Here is a 16,967-nt window from a genome sequence, read left to right on the forward strand (position 1 = left end):
TCACACGTGGTCGCCGCCGCGCAGCTGGCTGACCACGTGGGGGAGCAGCGGGCCCAGCACGGCCAGGCCGTCGCGCACGCCGCCGGTCGACCCGGGCAGGTTGACCACCAGCGTCCGCCCCGCCGTGCCGGCGATGCCGCGCGAGAGCACCGCCGTCGGCACCGCCGGCGCCCCGAAGCGCCGCACGGCCTCGGCGAGCCCCGGCGCCTCCCGCTCGACCACGGCGCGCGTGGCCTCGGGCGTGACGTCGGTGGGGGACAGGCCCGTGCCGCCGGTGGTGAGGACGACGTCGGCGCCCGACGCGACCGCCTCGCGCAGGACGGCGACCAGCGCGTCGACGTCGTCGGGCCGCACGTGCGGGCCCTCGACGGCGAACCCGAGCTCCCGCAGCCCGGCAGCGAGCGCCTGCCCGCTGCGGTCCTCGTAGACGCCGGCGGAGGCGCGGTTGGACGCGGTGACGACGACCGCCCGGGCACCCTCGGGGAGCGTCACCGCCGCCACTCGCCGCTCTTGCCACCGGACTTGGCCAGCAGCCGCACGTCGGTGATCGACGCCCGCGGGTCGACGGCCTTCACCATGTCGATGACGGTCAGCCCGGCGACGGCGACCGAGGTCAGCGCCTCCATCTCCACGCCCGTGCGGTCCGCGGTGCGGGCGGTGGCGGTGATCTCCACGGCGTCGTCGGCGACCTCGACGTCGACGGTGACGCCGTGCAGGGCGATGGGGTGGCACAGCGGGACGAGGTCCGGCGTCCGCTTGGCCCCGGCGATGCCGGCGATCCGCGCGACCGCCACGGCGTCGCCCTTGGGCACGCCCTCACCCCGCAGCAGCGCGACGACCTCGGGGCTGACCAGCACCCGGCCGGCCGCGGTGGCCTCGCGGGCGGTGACCGGCTTGGCCGAGACGTCGACCATCCGGGCGGCGCCCCTCTCGTCGACGTGCGTCAACTCCGTCATTGCAGTGCTCCCTCGATCAGGACGACGTCGACCTCGGCGCCCGCGGGCAGCTCGGTGACGTCCTCGGGCACGACGACCAGGCAGTTGGCCCGGGCGAGGTGGGCGACCAGGTGCGAGCCCGGCCCGCCGACCTGCGAGACGCGGCCGGCGTCGTAGCGACCGCGCAGGAACTGCCGCCGCCCGGCGGGGGAGCGCAGCGGCGCGGTGAGCACCGCCGGCGCCCGCAGCCGGTCGGGCGCGGCGTGCCCCAGCGCGCGCCGCAGCGCCGGGCGGACGAAGACCTCGAAGGACACGAACGAGCTGACCGGGTTGCCCGGCAGCGTGACCACGGGGACGCCGTCGACGGTTCCGGCACCCTGCGGCCCGCCCGGCTGCATGGCGACCTTGCCGAACTCGACGGTGCCCAGGGTCCGGAACGCGTCCTTGACCACCTCGTAGGCGCCCGCGCTCACGCCGCCGCTGGTGACCAGCAGGTCGGCGTCTGCCAGCTCGCTGCGCACCGTGGCCAGGAACTGGTCGACGTCGTCGGGGACGAAGTGCAGGCGCCGGGCGGTGCCGCCGGCGTCCTCCACGGCGGCGCACAGCAGCAGCGAGTTGGACTCGTAGACCTGACCGGGCAGCAGGGGCTCGCCCGGCTCGACCAGCTCGCTGCCGGTGGACAGCACCAGGACCCGCGGCTTGCGGCGGACCCACAGCGTGCGCGCGCCGATGGCGGCGGCCAGGCCCAGCTGCGCTGCCCCGAGCGGGCTCCCGGCCTCCAGGGCGACCGTGCCCGCGGTGATGTCCTCCCCGGCGCGGCGCAGGTGCGTGCCGGCGGCCGGGGCGTCGCGGACCTCGACGACGTCGGTCGCGGCGTCGGTGAGCTCCACCGGCACGACGACGTCGGCGCCGGGCGGCAGCAGCCCGCCGGTCATGATCCGCTGCACGGTGCCCGGGACGAGGGGGACGACGCCGGTCCGTCCGGCCGGGATGTCGTCGGCGACCGGCAGCCGGACGGGCAGGCCGGCCAGGTCGGCGGAGCGGGCGGCGTAGCCGTCCATGGCCGAGTTGTCGTAGCCGGGCAGCGGCACGCCGGCCGCGACGTCGCGGGCGAGCACGCGGCCGTGCGCCGCGGCCACCGGCACCTCCTCCTCGCCGAGCGGCGCGAGCAGGGCGGCGACCACCGCCTGGTGTTCCTCGACCGTGCGCACCCGGTCATCCTGTCGGATGCGTCCCCGCCCGGCTGGCGCGCGTCCGGGCCACCTGCGGGGGCGCCCCGGCGGCATAGGAAGCTCTCCCCGCGTCCGCACGGGCCCGACCGTGCGGAGAGCCTCCTGTGCCGCAGGACCGAGAGGAGCCGTCCGTGCCCGAGTACGAGCGCATGCTGGCCGCCAACGAGGAGTGGGCCCGGGACTTCCAGGGCGGCCTGCCCGTGGCGCCGGCGCGGAAGGTCGCCGTCGTCGCCTGCATGGACTCCCGCATGCCGCTGTTCCCGCTGCTGGGCCTGGCGGTGGGCGACGCGCACGTCATCCGCAACGCCGGCGGGGTCGTCACCGACGACACGATCCGCTCGCTGACCATCTCCCAGCACCTGCTCGGGACCCGCGAGATCGTGCTGGTCCACCACACCGACTGCGGCCTGCAGAAGACCGACGACGTCTCCTTCGCCGACCTGGTGGAGCGGGCCACCGGTGTGCGCCCGCCGTGGCCGGCGCAGGCGTTCACCGACGCCGACGAGGACGTGCGCGAGTCCATCCGGCTGCTGCGCGAGAGCCCGTTCCTGCTGTCGAAGGACGTCTGCGGCACCGTCTACGACGTCGAGACGGGCCTGCTCCACCGGGTGGATCCCGACGCGTCCGCGTGACCTGCGCCGACGCCCCTCCTAGGCTGCCCGCTCGTGACGGGGACGCGGAGTCGGCGGGCGGGGGCCGCGGCGGCAGCCGTGGCGGCGGCGGTGCTGGCGGGGTGCACCAGCACGGTGAGCGGGACGGCGACGCCGCCGGCCGCCGCGCCCACCACCAGTGAGCCGCCGGCGACCAGCACGCCGTCGGAGCCGCCGATCGACGTCACGCCGGCCCCGGAGCCGACGGTCGGCACCCTCCTGGAGTCCCACCGCATCGCCTCGGTGACCTCGCTGGTGCCGGTCACCTTCCCGAGCCGGACCGAGCCCTGCTTCCCGTCGGGCCCGTGGAGCGACTCCGGTGCCCTGGACGCGGCCTACTTCGGCAGCGGGACCGCCGGCCCGGTCCTCGACCGCTGGGGCTTCGTCACCGCCTGGGGCCAGTGCAACAGCGACCCCGCCGACGGCCGCGGCACGCTGACGATGGTGGCCGAGCTGTCCGACCCCGAGTCGGCCGCACGGGCCGCCCGGGAGCTCGCCGACGACCAGGCCGGCGACGGCTACGAGCCGGCGCAGGTGCCCGGCCTCGACGGCGCGGTGCTGCTGCAGGAGAGCGGGGACGAGGACGTCGTCCAGGCGTTCGTGCCGGTCGGCCGGATGCTGGCCTACGCCTACCACACCGCGGGCTCCGGCCAGGGGCTCGAGGAGGTCGGCCGGCTGATGGCCGACCAGGTGTCCCTGCTGCAGACGTTCCAGCCCACCCCGCAGGACCAGGTGCCCTCGCTGCCCACCGATCCCGACGGCCTGCAGCAGCTGACCCTCGACCCGCCGGGGGACTTCACCGACTTCTCCGGCCCCTACGACCTGGAGGGGTACCTGCGGCTGGCCATCGACCCGGTCCGCGAGCGCGAGCTGCTCACCGCCAACGGGTTCACCGGCTTCTACTCCAAGCAGTCCGACGAGGCCGACCTCAGCTACGCCGTCGCGCTCTACGCCTTCCCCTCCTCGATGGAGACGAACACCGTCTACACGGCCTTCGCCCAGCTCGAGGACGCCGAGTTCGGCGGCACCCCGTTCCAGCTGCCCTCGATCCCCGACGCCCCCTGCTTCTGGTTCGAGTCGGGGGAGAGCTACTACCAGCGCTGCTACGTCGGCTACGGCAGCCACCTCGCCAGCGTGGACGTCCTCGGCCTCGACGCCCCCGACGACGTCGCGGCGATGGACCGCCTGCTGCCCGCGCAGCGGGACCTCATCGACGGCTGACGCGCCGTACGGCCCCGTCCGGAGGCCGGCCCCGAGCTCGCGAGGGGGGAGAGGGCCGGGGTCCTTCGGCTGGTATCGTCGTCGGCTGGTGCGCGGCCGCCGGCTGGTGCGCGCGCGCCGTCGGCGTCTCCCGTCCTCGGTGAGGCGATCCCACCAGCCACCCCGACGACGACGGAGGACACGAGCGCCGTGCGCACGTACTCACCCAAGCCCGGCGAGATCGCGCGGGCCTGGCACGTCATCGACGCCACCGACGTGGTGCTCGGTCGACTCGCCAGCCAGGTCGCGACCCTGCTGCGCGGCAAGCACAAGCCCCAGTTCGCCCCCCACGTCGACGTCGGTGACTTCGTCGTCGTCGTGAACGCGAACAAGATCGCGCTGACCGGCTCCAAGCGCGACCAGAAGACCGCCTACCGCCACTCCGGCTACCCGGGCGGCCTGCGCGCCATCAACGTCGGCGACCAGCTGCGCACCCACCCCGACCGCGTCGTCGAGCGCGCCGTCAAGGGCATGCTGCCGCACAACAGCCTCGGTCGGCAGATGATCAAGAAGCTGAAGGTGTACGCGGGGCCGGAGCACCCGCACTCCGCCCAGCAGCCCCAGACCTTCGAGATCAAGCAGGTGGCCCAGTGACCTCCCCCATGACCACGGCCCCGACCGTGACCGACGCGGACGGGCGGCCCGTCCAGACCGTCGGCCGGCGCAAGGAGGCCATCGTCCGCGTGCGGCTCGTGCCCGGCAGCGGGCAGTTCCGCCTGAACGGCCGGACCCTCGAGCAGTACTTCCCCAACAAGGTCCACCAGCAGCTCGTCCGCGAGCCGTTCGTGATCCTGGAGAAGGGCGAGCAGTACGACGTCGTCGGCATCCTCAAGGGTGGCGGCGTCAGCGGTCAGGCCGGTGCGCTGCGCCTCGCGATCGCCCGCGCCCTCGTCGAGGTCGAGGCCGACGACCGTCCGGCCCTCAAGAAGGCCGGCTTCCTCACCCGTGACGCGCGCGTCACCGAGCGCAAGAAGTACGGGCTCAAGAAGGCCCGCAAGGCGCCTCAGTACTCGAAGCGCTGACCGGCACCGCCGTGGGTCGCCTCTTCGGGACCGACGGCGTCCGGGGTCGGGCCAACGCCGACCTCACGCCGGAGTTGGCCCTGTCGGTGGCCCGTGCGGCCGCCACCGTGCTGTCCGACCGCGACGGGACCTCGCGTCCCGTCGCGGTCGTCGGCCGTGACCCCCGCGCCAGCGGGGAGATGCTCGAGGCCGCCGTCGTGGCGGGCCTGGCGAGCGCGGGCGCCGAGGTGCTGCGCGTGGGTGTCCTCCCCACGCCGGCCGTCGCGTTCCTCACCGCCGGGACCGGCGCCGACCTCGGCGTCATGATCTCGGCCAGCCACAACCCCATGCCCGACAACGGCATCAAGCTGTTCAGCCGCGGCGGCCACAAGCTGCCCGACGCGGTCGAGGCGGCGATCGAGTCCGCCGTCGCCACCTCCCGCCGCAGCACCGACGGCGTCCGGCCCACCGGCGGCGACATCGGCCGGGTCCGCGACCTGACCGACGGCGCCGCGGACTACGCCGCCCACCTGCTGTCCACGGTGTCCGCGCCCGTGCGCGGCCTGCGCCTGGTCGTCGACTGCGCGCACGGCGCGGCCGCCACCGTCGCCCCCGAGGTCTACCGCCGGGCCGGCGCCGAGGTCACCGTCATCGGCGGCGAGCCCGACGGCTGGAACATCAACGACGGCATCGGCTCCACCCACCTCGGCCCGCTCACCGAGGCGGTCCGGGAGACCGGTGCCGACCTCGGCATCGCCCACGACGGCGACGCCGACCGGTGCCTCGCGGTCACCGCCGACGGCCAGGTCGTCGACGGCGACGCGATCCTCGCCGTGTGCGCGCTCGCGCTCAAGGAGCGCGGCGAGCTGCGCCAGGACACCGTCGTCGCCACGGTGATGAGCAACCTGGGGTTCCACCACACGATGCGCGACGCCGGCATCGCCGTGCAGACCACCGCCGTCGGCGACCGGTACGTGCTGGAGGCGCTGCACGCCCGCGGGCTGTCCCTCGGCGGCGAGCAGAGCGGCCACCTGGTCTTCCTCGACCACGCGACCACCGGCGACGGGACGCTCACCGGGCTGTCGCTGCTGTCCCGGATGGCCGCCACCGGCGCCTCCCTGGCCGAGCTGGCCTCGGTGGTGCAGCGGCTGCCCCAGACGCTGGTCAACGTGCCGGTCCGCGACCGGATCCGGGTCGTGGAGAGCGAGGCGGTGGCCGCCGCGGTCAACGCCGCCGAGGAGGAGCTCGGTGACGACGGCCGGGTGCTGCTGCGCCCGTCGGGCACCGAGCAGCTGGTGCGGGTGATGGTCGAGGCGCCCACGCTGGAGCTCGCCGACGGCATCGCCCAGCGCCTGGCCGCCGTCGTCGCGGCCGTCGACTGAGCCCTGCGGCCCTGGACCGCGGGCGGCGCCCCGGTCCACCCTGTGCCCCACCCTCGAGGGGGAGGACGCCATGACCGTCCGGATGCGGGACCTGGTCGGCGGGGCGCTCGCCCAGCTGCGGTACGAGCCGACGGGCAAGCGGGTGCGCGCCGAGGCCGGCGGCGCGGTCGTCGCGCAGACCGAGCGGGCGGTGCTCGTCTGGGAGCCGCGCCGCGTGGTGCCGGCCTACGCCGTCCCGGTCGAGGACCTCACGGCCGGGCTGACCGGCCCTCCGGTGCCGGCGGCTCCCGACGCGCCCGCGGACACCGGCTCCGCCGTCCCGGACGTGACGGCGCTGCGCGTGCTCGACCCGCGGGTCCCGTTCGCGGTGCACAGCACCCCGGGCGAGCCGGTCGGCGTGCGGGTGCCCGGCGGCGACCGCGTCCTCGAGGGCTTCTGTCCGGCCGACCCGGCGCTGGCCGGCTCCGTCGTCCTGGACTTCGCCGGCCCCGACGCCTGGTACGAGGAGGACGAGCGGCTGTACGGGCACCCGCGTGACCCGTTCCACCGGATCGACGTCCGGGCCGCCTCGCGGCACGTCGAGGTGTCCTCGGGCGGGCGGCTGCTCGCGGCGTCCGCGCGGCCGCGGCTGGTGTTCGAGACGCTGCTGCCCGTCCGCTGGTACCTGCCCGCCGAGGACGTGACCGCCCCTCTGGTGCCCAGCGACACGCGGACGCAGTGCGCCTACAAGGGCGAGGCGGGCTACTGGTCGGTGGAGACCGGGGACGGGCTGGTCCGTGACCTCGTGTGGAGCTACCGCGACCCGCTGCCCGACGCCGCGCAGCTGCGCGGCCTGCTCTGCTTCTTCGACGAGCGCGTCGACGTCGTCGTCGACGGAGTGCCCCGCCCCCGGCCCGTCACGCCCTGGTCCTGAGACGGCGGTGTGGCCGGGGTGACGCAGGGGTGAGACCGTGTCGTCGGTGGACGGATCGGTCCGCCTCCGCCGGTACCCTCGGTCGACATGTGCGGCATCGTGGGTTACGTCGGTCCCCAGAACGCCCTGGACGTCGTCCTGGAGGGCCTGCGTCGACTCGAGTACCGCGGATACGACTCCGCGGGCGTCGCCGTCCGGGTCGGCGACGCCGACTCGGGCGAGCTGAGCTCGGCCAAGAAGGCGGGCAAGCTGGCCAACCTGGAGAAGGCCCTGGCCGACTCCCCGCTGCCCGAGGCGACGCTCGGCATCGGCCACACCCGCTGGGCCACCCACGGCGGCCCCACCGACCGCAACGCCCACCCGCACCTGTCCGCCGACGGCCGGGTCGCCGTGATCCACAACGGGATCATCGAGAACTTCGCCGCGCTGCGGGCCGAGTGCGAGGCCGCGGGCGTCGAGATGGTGTCGGAGACCGACACCGAGGTCGTCGCCCACCTGCTGGCCGCCGCCTACGACGAGCAGCCGGAGGGCCCAGGCCGGTTCGCCGAGGCGATGCGCGCGGTGAGCCGCCGGCTGGAGGGGGCCTTCACCCTCGTCGCGGCGCACGCCGACCAGCCCGACACGCTCGTCGCCTCCCGCCGCAACAGCCCGCTGGTCGTCGGCGTCGGCGACGGCGAGTACTTCCTCGGCTCCGACGTCGCGGCGTTCATCGCCCACACCCGCGAGGCCCGCGAGCTCGGCCAGGACCAGGTCGTGGAGATCGACCGCGCCCGCGGGCTGAGCGTCACCGACTTCGACGGCGCCCCGGTCGAGCCGGTCGCCTACACCGTCGACTGGGACGCCGCGGCCGCCGAGAAGGGGGGCCACGACTGGTTCATGCTCAAGGAGATCGCCGAGCAGCCGCAGGCGGTGGCCGACACCCTGCTCGGCCGCCTCGGCGACGACGGCGAGCTGATCCTCGACGAGGTCCGGCTGTCGGACCAGGAGCTGCGCGACATCGACAAGATCTTCGTCGTCTCCTGCGGCACCTCCTACCACGCGGGGCTGATCGCGAAGTACGCCATCGAGCACTGGACGCGGATCCCGGTCGAGGTCGAGGTGGCCAGCGAGTTCCGCTACCGCGACCCGGTGCTCGACCGCTCCACGCTGGTCGTCGTCATCAGCCAGTCCGGCGAGACGATGGACACGCTCATGGCGCTGCGCCACGCCAAGGAGCAGAAGGCGCGCGTGCTGGCCATCTGCAACGTCAACGGGTCCACGATCCCGCGCGAGTCCGACGCCGTGCTCTACACGCACGCCGGCCCGGAGATCGCCGTCGCCTCGACCAAGAGCTTCCTGGCGCAGATCGTCGCGTGCTACCTCGTCGGCCTGTTCCTCGCCCAGATCCGCGGCATCAAGTACACCGACGAGGTCGCCGCCATCGTCTCGGAGCTGCAGAAGCTGCCCGAGGCGGTCGGGCAGGTGCTGACCCAGATGGAGCCGGTGCGCGAGCTCGGCCGGTCGCTGGCCGACTCCGACACGATCCTGTTCCTGGGCCGCCACGTGGGCTTCCCGGTGGCCCTGGAGGGCGCGCTCAAGCTCAAGGAGCTCGCCTACATCCACGCCGAGGGCTTCGCCGCCGGTGAGCTCAAGCACGGCCCGATCGCGGTCATCGACCAGGGCACCCCGGTCGTCGTCATCGCGCCGTCGCCGCGGGGGCGCAGCCTGCTGCACGGCAAGGTCGTCTCCAACATCCAGGAGATCCGGGCCCGCGGTGCGCGCACGATCGTCATCGCCGAGGAGGGCGACGAGGACGTCGTCCCCTACGCCGACCACCTGATCCGGGTGCCGCGGACGCCGACCCTCCTGGCGCCCGTCGTCGCCACGGTGCCGCTGCAGATCCTCGCGTGCGAGATCGCCGACACCCGCGGGTTCGACGTCGACCAGCCGCGCAACCTGGCCAAGAGCGTCACCGTCGAGTAGCGGCAGCACGATCAGGTGACCTGGTCGTGCTGCCTCCCGGCTCACCGTCGGCGGTGAGCCAGGACGCTGCACGGTGAGCCAGGACGGCGGGCTGCGCGGCTGCACGGCAGACTGTCCCGGTGATCGTGGGGGTCGGGATCGACGTGGTCCCCGTGACCCGGTTCGCCGAGTCGCTCGAGCGCACCCCGGGGCTGCGCGACCGGCTGTTCACCGCCGCGGAGCAGACGACGCCGTCCGGCGGTGCCCGCACGGCGGAGTCGCTGGCCGCGCGGTTCGCCGCCAAGGAGGCCGTCGCCAAGGCGCTCGGCGCACCCGGGGCGCTGCGCTGGCACGACGCCGAGGTGACCGTCGGCGAGCACGGCCGCCCGCACCTGGAGATTCGCGGCACGGTCGCCGCCCGCGCCGGGCAGATGGGCATCACGAGCTGGCACCTCTCGCTCAGCCACGACGGCGGGATCGCCTCGGCGGTCGTCGTCGCCGAGGGAGGTCCCGCGTGATCGGGCTGTCCACCGTCGCCGAGGTCCGCGCCGCCGAGGACGTGCTCCTGGCCCGCACACCCGAGGGCGCCCTGATGCAGCGCGCGGCCACCGGCCTGGCCACGGTCTGCCTGCGGCTGCTCGGCCGGGCGCACGGCACGCGGGTCACCGCGCTGGTCGGCGGCGGCAACAACGGCGGCGACGCGCTGTTCGCCGGCGCGCACCTCGCCGCCCGCGGCGCCCGGGTGACCGCCGTCCTGCTCGACCCCGGCCGCGCCCACCCCGCCGGGCTCGCCGCGCTGCGCCGCGCCGGCGGACGGGTGGCCGGCCCGGGCGACCCCGACGGGCTCGACCGCGCCGACCTGGTCCTCGACGGCATCGCCGGCATCGGCGGCCGCGGCGGCCTGCGCCCCGAGGCGGCGCGGCTGGCCGGGCGTGCGGCCGCCGGCCCCGGCACCACGGTCGCCGTGGACGTCCCCAGCGGGGTCGACGCCGACACCGGCGCGGTCGAGGGTGCGGCGTTCGCCGCCGTCCACACGGTCACCTTCGGCGCGGTCAAGCCCGGCCTGGTCGTGGGGGAGGGACGCGGGCAGGCCGGCACGGTGCACCTGGTCGACATCGGGCTGGGCCCGCACCTGGCGCGGCCGCGGGCGTTCCAGCTCACCGACGACGACGTCGCCACGCACCTCCAGCCGCCCGGGGACGGCGACGACAAGTACTCCCGCGGAGTCGTCGGCATCGTCGCCGGGTCGGCCACCTACCCGGGCGCCGGCGTGCTGTGCACCGGGGCCGCCCTGCGCACCCGGCCGGGCCTGGTCCGCTACGCCGGGACCGCCGCCGACGGCGTGCGTGCCTCCTGGCCCGAGGCCATCGTCACCGCCGCCCGCCCCCGCGACGCCGGCCGCGTGCAGGCCTGGGTGGTCGGTCCCGGGATGGGCACCGACGACGACGCCCGCAGCGTGCTGGCCGAGGTGCTGGGCACCGACCTGCCCGTGGTGGTCGACGCCGACGCGCTGACGCTGGCCGCCCGCGAGCCCGACCTCGTGCGGCGGCGCAGCGCACCCACCGTCCTCACCCCGCACGACCGCGAGTTCGAGCGGTTCGGCGTCGAGGTGGGCGCCGACCGCATCGGCAGTGCCCGGCGGCTGGCCGCCGACCTGGGCGCCGTCGTGCTGCTCAAGGGCAACGCCACCGTCGTCGCCGGCCCCGACGGGACGGCGTTCGTCAACGCCACCGGGACCACCGAACTGGCCACGGCCGGCACCGGCGACGTGCTGTCCGGGATCCTCGGCGCCCTGCTCGCCACCGGCACGCCCCCGCCGAGACCGCCGCGGCGGCCGCGCACCTGCACGGCCGCGCCGGCCAGGTCGCCTCCGAGCGCGGGCCGCTCGTCGCCGGGGACCTGGTGCGGCGGCTCTCCGAGACGGTGGGCCGGGTGCGCGGCGACCGCCTGGGAGACTCGGGGGCGTGAGCGAACCCCGGGCCGAGGTGGTGGTCGACCTCGACGCCATCGCGGCGAACACCGCCGTGCTGCGCGAGCGGGTCGGCCGCCCCCTCATGGCGGTGGTCAAGGCCGACGGCTACGGGCACGGGCTGGTGCCCGCCGCCCGCGCGGTCCTCGCAGGAGGCGCCGACGCCCTCGGTGTGGCCGTGCTGGAGGAGGCCCTCGCGCTGCGCGCGGCCGGGGTGGGCGCGCCGCTGCTGGCCTGGCTGCACACGCCGGGCACCGACTTCGCCCCCGCGCTGGCGGCCGACGTCGAGGTGTCGGTCAACGCGGAGTGGGGCCTCGCCGAGGTCGTCGCCGCCGCCCGCGCCACCGGCCGGACCGCGCGGCTGCACCTGTTCGCCGACACCGGCCTGTCCCGCGAGGGCGCCGCGATGGCCGACTGGCCCGGTCTGGTCGCCGCGGCCGCCCGCGCGCAGGCCGACGGCGAGGTCGAGGTGGTCGGGCTGTGGAGCCACATGGCCTACGCCGACGCCCCCACCCACCCGACGATCGGTGCGCAGGTGCGGGTGTTCGAGGAGGCCGTCGGCATCGCCTCCGGCGCCGGGCTGCGCGGCCGCCGGCACCTCGCGAACTCCGCGGCCACCGTGGCGCTGCCCGACACCTGGTACGACATGGTCCGCCCCGGCGTCGCCCTCTACGGCCTCGACCCGCTCGGCGGCGACGCGGGCGTCCACGGGCTGAGGCCCGCGATGACCGTGCGCGCGCGGGTGGCGCTCACCAAGCGGGTGCCCGGCGGTGCCGGCGTCTCCTACGGCCACACCTACACGACCGCCACCGACACCACCCTCGCCCTGGTGCCGGTCGGGTACGCCGACGGCGTCCCCAGGGCCGCGGGCAACCGGGCGCCGGTGCTGGCCGGCGGCGCGCAGCGCACCATCGCCGGGCGGGTCTGCATGGACCAGTTCGTCCTCGACGTCGGCGACGCGGCCGTGGCGCCGGGCGACGAGGTGGTCCTGTGGGGCCCCGGCGACCGCGGCGAGCCGACCGCGCAGCAGTGGGCCGACGCGGTCGACACCATCCACTACGAGCTGGTGACCCGGGTCGGCGGGCGCTTCACGCGCCGCCACGTCGGGTCCGCGGGGGCGGTCTGATGGCACGCAGCGGGGGACCGGGGCGCGCGGGCGTGGCCGGGGCGCTGGAGCGGCACCCGGCGGTCGGGATCGCCGGCGCCGTCGTCGGCCTGGCGGCGGCCACCACCGCCGTCGGCGTGGCCGTCGCCCGGATCGCCACCCGCCGCGTGCGCGCGGACCGGGTCAGCCCGGCCGGCGCGCTGCCCGAGGGCGCCAGCGACGCCGAGCTGCGCGAGGACGACCCGCTCGGCGCCGCCTCCCGCCGCGCCGACCGCACCGCGCTGGTCCAGGCCGACGACGGCGTCCTGCTGGCCGTCGAGGAGGTCGGCCCGCTCGACGCGCCGCTGACCGTCGTCTTCGTGCACGGCTACACGCTGTCGATGGCGTCGTGGACCTACCAGCGGCGCTCGCTCGGCGCGGAGCTGGCCACCGCCAACGGGCACCGCCCCCTGGCCCGGCTGGTGTTCTACGACCACCGCGGCCACGGCTCGTCCACGCGCGGGCCGGCCGAGCACTCGACGATCGAGCAGCTCGCGCGCGACCTCGCCGCCGTCGTCGAGGCGCGGGTCCCCGAGGGGCCGGTCGTGCTCGTCGGGCACTCGATGGGCGGCATGACGGTCATGGGCCTGGCCGACGTCGCCCCGGAGCTGTTCGGCACGAAGGTCGTCGGCGCCGCGCTGGTGTCGACGTCGAGCGGCAACCTGGCCGACCTCAGCTTCGGCATGCCCGAGTTCCTCACCCGGGTGCGCGCCGCGGTGCTGCCGATCGCGGCGTTCACCATGCGCCGCCGGCCGGCCTTCGCCGAGCGCACCCGCCGGCTGGCCGCCGACGTCGTGTCGGCCGCCACCCGCTCGCTGTCGTTCGCCTCGACCGACGTCGACCCGCGGCTGGGCCGGTACGTGGACTCGATGATCGGCGGTACACCGGTCGACGTGATCGCGGAGTTCTACCCGGCGCTGGCCGGCCTCGACGAGACCGGCGCGCTGCAGCCGCTGCGGCGCGTCCCGACGCTGGTGCTCACCGGCGACGAGGACCGGATGATCCCGAAGGAGCACAGCGACACCCTCGTGGAGCTGCTCGGTGGCGAGGGGCCGATGGTCGAGTACGTCGTCGTGCCGCACGCGGGCCACCTGGTGACCCTCGAGCGGCCCGAGGAGGTCACCCGCGCCCTGGCGGGCCTGCTCCGGCGGGTCGCCGCTGCGACCGCGCGCGTGCGGGACTGAGGCTCAGGGCCGGGCGTCGGCCGACCGGCCGAGCAGCGAGTCCCGGGTCCGGTGCGCGGCCTCGGCACCGTCGGCGAAGGACAGCACCCACGGCGAGACGCCGCTGTCGGGCAGCACCGGCCGTCGCGGCGGCGCCAGGACCGCCGCGCGCAGCGCCGGGTCGGCCAGCCGGGCCGGCCCCAGGAGCGCGGCGTGCAGCACGGGCCCGACGTCGGCGGCCCGGGCGCGCTCCAGCGCCCGGCGTCCCGCCGCGGTCGGGCCGAGGAAGCGGCCCAGCAGGCGCTCGGCGCGCAGCCGCCGGACGATCCCGGCGATCCGCTCGTCGGCCTCGGCCCGCCAGTGCACCGTCTCCACCGAGCGCCGGCCGCGGGCGCCGACGGCGTCGAGGACCGCGGCCTCCACCGGGTGCCGGCGCCGCGGCTCGACCACCTGCAGCTCCCCGGGCGCGACCGCCTGGATCCGGCCGGTGACCACCAGCGCCACCAGGGCGGTGTCGACCACCCGGTGCGGGCCCCCCGCGAGGCAGGCGACGTCGTACACGTCCGGCTGCGTCATGGCGGCTCCTCCCGGTCGCGGGGTCCCCTGGTCAACGGTGACAGGCGGGGGCGGCGGAGGGAAGGCCCGCAGGCCGCCCGTCCTCGACCGCCGTAGGGTCGGCGCGTGGCCGCTCCCCGTCCGCCCCGGTTCGACGCCGCAGCGGAGGAGGTGGCCCGCACCGCGGCGGCGGCCGCCGACTGGCCCGCGCTCGCCGCGGCCGCCACCCCCTGCGTCGCGTGTCCGGAGCTGGCCGCCACCCGGCAGCACGTCGTCGTCGGGGACCCCCCGCGCCGCGGACGGGCGCGGTTCGCGCTGGTCGGGGAGGCGCCGGGCGCGACCGAGGACGACACCGGCCGGCCGTTCGTCGGGAAGTCGGGGCAGCTGCTGGACCTGCTGCTGGCCGAGGCCGGCCTCGACCGTGCCGACGCCGCGGTCCTCAACATCGTGAAGTGCCGGCCGCCGGGCAACCGCACCCCGAGGACGCCGGAGGTGGCCCGCTGCAGCGGCTGGCTGCGCCGCCAGCTCGAGCTGCTGGACCCGCCCGTCGTCGTCGCGCTCGGGCTGTCCTCGGCGAAGTGGTTCCTGGGGCCGCGGACGAAGCTCGCCGAGGCGCGCGGGCGGCCGCACGACGTCGGCGGCCGGGCGGTCTGGGCCACCTACCACCCGTCGGCGGCCATCCGCTTCGGCCCGGCGGGGGCGCCGCGCGCCGGGCTGCTGGAGGACCTGACGTCGGTGGCGCGGAGCCTGGCGCCGTGAGGCGCGAGCACGTCCTGCCCACGGTGGACGACACGCGCGCGCTGGGTGCCGCGCTCGCCGGCGTCGTCGCGCCGGGGGACCTGGTCGTCCTCACCGGCCCGCTGGGAGCGGGCAAGACCGCGCTGACCCAGGGACTCGGCGCGGCCCTCGGCGTCGGCGAGCCGGTCACGTCGCCGACGTTCGTCATCGCCCGCGTGCACCGCGGCGGGCGGCTGCCGCTGGTGCACGTCGACGCCTACCGGCTCGGCGGCGTCGCCGACGTCGACGACCTGGACCTCGACGCCTCGACCGAGGAGTCGGTGACCGTGGTCGAGTGGGGTGCCGGGCTGGTCGAGCGGCTGGCCGACGAGCACCTGGAGGTGCGGCTCGACCGCCGCGACGACGACGTCCGCACCGCCGTGCTGGTGCCCCACGGGCCCGGCTGGGCGGCCCGGCTCGACCCGTGAGCTCCCCGGGCCGCCGCGAGGTCGTCGTCTTCGACCTGGACGGGACCCTCGTCGCCGGCGACTCCTTCGGCGCGTTCCTCCGGCACCTGCTCACCCGCCGGCGCCCCCGGCTGGCCGCGGCGCTGCTTACCGCGCCGGTGTGGCTGCCGGCGCTCGCCGTCGGCCGGCTGCGCGTCCCCGCCGAGCGCTGGCTGGTCTGGCTGGCCGCCGTGGGCCTCGACGCCGACCGGTTCGCCGCGGCGGCCCGGTCCTTCGCCGCCCAGCACGCCGGTGCGGCCGGCGGGCGCGCCGCGCCCGCCGTGCTCGCCCGGCTCCGCGAGCACGTCGGCCGCGGCGACCGGGTGGTCGTGGCCACCGCCTGCGCGACACCGCTGGCGGCCGAGGTGTGCCGGGTGATCGGGCTCGAGGACGTCGAGGTGGTCGCCTCCGACCTGCGGCGGACCCGGTGGGGCCCGCCGGCGCCCACGGTCCCGGCCCGGGGGGAGGGCAAGGTGCAGGCGCTGCGTGCCGCGGGTGTGCCGCTGCCGCTGGACCACGCCTACTCCGACAGCGCCTCGGACCTGCCGCTGCTGCGCGCCGCGCGCGTCCCGCACCTGGTCGACCCCTCGCCGCGGGAGCTGAGGAGGCTGCGTGCGGCACTCGGTCCCGACGTCGAGGTGCTGCGCCGGGCGCAGGGACGCGGGTGAGCGTCCGGGTCGAGGTCCTCGCCCTGTCCGGGCGGGTCTTCACCGCGCTGGCCGACGGCGACCTCGCCGCCGCGGCCGCCGCCGCGCCGGTACCGCTGCCGCCCGGCTTCGCCGACCCCGGCTGGGCGCCGGTCTGGCGGATGCGGGCCGCCCAGGTGGCCGCCGACCCGGCGGTCGCCGCCTGGGTCACCGGCGCCGTGCGGGACCTCGACAGCGGGCTGGTGGTCGGCCGCGCCGGCTTCCACGGCCCGCCCGACGCCCGCGGCACGGTCGAGGTCGGCTACGCCGTGCTGCCGGAGCACCGGCGCCGCGGCTACGCCCGCGCCGCCCTGGCCGTGCTGCTCGACCGGGCACGCCGCGAGCCGGACGTGCGGGTGGTGCGCCTGTCGATCGCGCCGGACAACACGGCCTCGCAGGCGGTGGCGCGGCCGTTCGGCTTCCGGGTCGTGGGGGAGCAGGTCGACGAGGTGGACGGTCCCGAGGTCGTGTACGAGCGGGACGTGTGACCGGCCGCTCCGTCGTCGCGGGCGTGCTCGTCCGGGACGACCGGGTGCTGCTCGGCCACCGGTCGCCGTCGCGCCGCTGGTACCCCGACGTGTGGGACTTCCCCGGCGGGCACGTCGAGCCGGGGGAGGACGGGGCCGCCGCGCTGGCCCGGGAGCTGCGCGAGGAGGTCGGCGTGACACCGCGGGAGGCCGAACCCGTGCTCACCGTCGACGACGGCGACGTGCACCTCGTCCTGTACGTCGTCCGCGCCTGGGACGGCGACCCGCGCGACCTGCAGCCGGACGAGCACGACGAGCTGCGCTGGGTCACGGCCGCCGAGCTGCGCGGGCTGCGCCTGGCGCACCCGTCCTACGCCGGGCTGGTGCAGCGGCTGGTCGGGCCCGGCCCGGCACGGGACCGCGCGGCCGCGGACTAACCTGGCGTC

Annotated in this window: 19 protein-coding genes and 1 pseudogene; 16 read left to right on the forward strand and 4 right to left on the reverse strand. The window is 76.6% G+C overall.

The features are described from left to right. From JD79_RS09675 to moeA, 3 genes are read right to left on the reverse strand one after another with little or no spacing between them, the layout of a single operon-like run. A complete protein-coding gene (locus tag JD79_RS09675) occupies positions 1 to 492 on the reverse strand; it encodes a MogA/MoaB family molybdenum cofactor biosynthesis protein (protein ID WP_211307920.1) in 492 nt (163 codons plus the stop codon). After that, positions 489 to 956: a cyclic pyranopterin monophosphate synthase MoaC gene (moaC, locus tag JD79_RS09680; protein ID WP_110005335.1), complete on the reverse strand. Its 468-nt coding sequence runs from the start codon at positions 954 to 956 to the stop codon at positions 489 to 491. Before moaC ends, JD79_RS09675 begins: the two co-directional genes overlap by 4 nt. Then, entirely contained in the window at positions 953 to 2,146 is a 1,194-nt protein-coding gene (gene moeA / locus JD79_RS09685) for a molybdopterin molybdotransferase MoeA (protein WP_110005336.1), read from the reverse strand. The genes moaC and moeA overlap by 4 nt, the downstream gene beginning before the upstream one ends. Before the next feature lie 152 nt (positions 2,147 to 2,298). Here moeA and JD79_RS09690 point away from each other — a divergent pair, with 152 nt between their 5' ends. The 11 genes and pseudogenes from JD79_RS09690 (at position 2,299) to JD79_RS09745 (ending at position 13,611) form a co-directional block, all read left to right on the forward strand. Then, the gene (locus JD79_RS09690; RefSeq protein ID WP_281270292.1) at positions 2,299 to 2,799 is read left to right on the forward strand and encodes a beta-class carbonic anhydrase; all 501 of its coding nucleotides are present in this window, start codon (positions 2,299 to 2,301) and stop codon (positions 2,797 to 2,799) included. A gap of 33 nt (positions 2,800 to 2,832) precedes the next feature. Beyond that, a complete protein-coding gene (locus tag JD79_RS09700; RefSeq protein WP_170149168.1) occupies positions 2,833 to 4,038 on the forward strand; it encodes a DUF7373 family lipoprotein in 1,206 nt (401 codons plus the stop codon). A 189-nt stretch (positions 4,039 to 4,227) separates the two neighbouring features. Continuing rightward, positions 4,228 to 4,671 carry a 50S ribosomal protein L13 gene (gene rplM, locus JD79_RS09705; RefSeq protein WP_110005339.1) on the forward strand — a complete coding sequence of 148 codons (444 nt, stop codon included), beginning with the start codon at positions 4,228 to 4,230 and terminating at the stop codon, positions 4,669 to 4,671. A gap of 26 nt (positions 4,672 to 4,697) precedes the next feature. Next, positions 4,698 to 5,099 carry a 30S ribosomal protein S9 gene (rpsI, locus tag JD79_RS09710; protein WP_425454174.1) on the forward strand — a complete coding sequence of 134 codons (402 nt, stop codon included), beginning with the start codon at positions 4,698 to 4,700 and terminating at the stop codon, positions 5,097 to 5,099. Between the two features lie 11 nt (positions 5,100 to 5,110). Beyond that, entirely contained in the window at positions 5,111 to 6,460 is a 1,350-nt protein-coding gene (glmM, locus tag JD79_RS09715) for a phosphoglucosamine mutase (protein ID WP_110005340.1), read from the forward strand. 70 nt (positions 6,461 to 6,530) lie between these two features. Continuing rightward, a complete protein-coding gene (locus tag JD79_RS09720) occupies positions 6,531 to 7,373 on the forward strand; it encodes a DUF427 domain-containing protein (RefSeq protein WP_110005341.1) in 843 nt (280 codons plus the stop codon). An 87-nt stretch (positions 7,374 to 7,460) separates the two neighbouring features. Next, entirely contained in the window at positions 7,461 to 9,335 is a 1,875-nt protein-coding gene (glmS, locus tag JD79_RS09725) for a glutamine--fructose-6-phosphate transaminase (isomerizing) (RefSeq protein ID WP_110005342.1), read from the forward strand. A 119-nt stretch (positions 9,336 to 9,454) separates the two neighbouring features. Continuing rightward, complete coding sequence (locus tag JD79_RS09730; RefSeq protein ID WP_110005343.1) at positions 9,455 to 9,832, forward strand: holo-ACP synthase; 378 nt, start codon at positions 9,455 to 9,457, stop codon at positions 9,830 to 9,832. A 74-nt stretch (positions 9,833 to 9,906) separates the two neighbouring features. Continuing rightward, positions 9,907 to 11,064 (forward strand): annotated as a pseudogene (locus JD79_RS09735) (bifunctional ADP-dependent NAD(P)H-hydrate dehydratase/NAD(P)H-hydrate epimerase); the annotation flags it as partial. Between the two features lie 214 nt (positions 11,065 to 11,278). Beyond that, on the forward strand, positions 11,279 to 12,409 hold the full coding sequence (gene alr / locus JD79_RS09740; RefSeq protein ID WP_110005344.1) for an alanine racemase: 1,131 nt from the start codon (positions 11,279 to 11,281) through the stop codon (positions 12,407 to 12,409). After that, positions 12,409 to 13,611, forward strand: coding sequence for an alpha/beta fold hydrolase (locus tag JD79_RS09745; RefSeq protein WP_110005345.1), 1,203 nt, complete (start codon positions 12,409 to 12,411; stop codon positions 13,609 to 13,611). Before alr ends, JD79_RS09745 begins: the two co-directional genes overlap by 1 nt. Positions 13,612 to 13,614: 3 nt before the next feature. On the opposite strand, the gene JD79_RS09750 is transcribed toward JD79_RS09745, so the two are convergent. Next, positions 13,615 to 14,238: a TIGR04222 domain-containing membrane protein gene (locus tag JD79_RS09750; protein WP_281270347.1), complete on the reverse strand. Its 624-nt coding sequence runs from the start codon at positions 14,236 to 14,238 to the stop codon at positions 13,615 to 13,617. Between the two features lie 33 nt (positions 14,239 to 14,271). Here JD79_RS09750 and JD79_RS09755 point away from each other — a divergent pair, with 33 nt between their 5' ends. From JD79_RS09755 to JD79_RS09775, 5 genes are read left to right on the forward strand one after another with little or no spacing between them, the layout of a single operon-like run. Next, a complete protein-coding gene (locus tag JD79_RS09755) occupies positions 14,272 to 14,904 on the forward strand; it encodes a uracil-DNA glycosylase (RefSeq protein ID WP_110005347.1) in 633 nt (210 codons plus the stop codon). Beyond that, on the forward strand, positions 14,901 to 15,350 hold the full coding sequence (tsaE, locus tag JD79_RS09760; RefSeq protein ID WP_110005348.1) for a tRNA (adenosine(37)-N6)-threonylcarbamoyltransferase complex ATPase subunit type 1 TsaE: 450 nt from the start codon (positions 14,901 to 14,903) through the stop codon (positions 15,348 to 15,350). Before JD79_RS09755 ends, tsaE begins: the two co-directional genes overlap by 4 nt. Continuing rightward, positions 15,347 to 16,036 carry an HAD-IB family phosphatase gene (locus tag JD79_RS09765; protein WP_110005349.1) on the forward strand — a complete coding sequence of 230 codons (690 nt, stop codon included), beginning with the start codon at positions 15,347 to 15,349 and terminating at the stop codon, positions 16,034 to 16,036. The genes tsaE and JD79_RS09765 overlap by 4 nt, the downstream gene beginning before the upstream one ends. After that, a complete protein-coding gene (locus tag JD79_RS09770; RefSeq protein ID WP_110005350.1) occupies positions 16,033 to 16,542 on the forward strand; it encodes a GNAT family N-acetyltransferase in 510 nt (169 codons plus the stop codon). The genes JD79_RS09765 and JD79_RS09770 overlap by 4 nt, the downstream gene beginning before the upstream one ends. Further along, complete coding sequence (locus tag JD79_RS09775) at positions 16,539 to 16,958, forward strand: (deoxy)nucleoside triphosphate pyrophosphohydrolase (protein ID WP_110005351.1); 420 nt, start codon at positions 16,539 to 16,541, stop codon at positions 16,956 to 16,958. Before JD79_RS09770 ends, JD79_RS09775 begins: the two co-directional genes overlap by 4 nt. Positions 16,959 to 16,967: the final 9 nt, after the last annotated feature.

The sequence above is a fragment of the Geodermatophilus normandii genome, from assembly GCF_003182485.1.
Taxonomy (GTDB): domain Bacteria; phylum Actinomycetota; class Actinomycetes; order Mycobacteriales; family Geodermatophilaceae; genus Geodermatophilus; species Geodermatophilus normandii.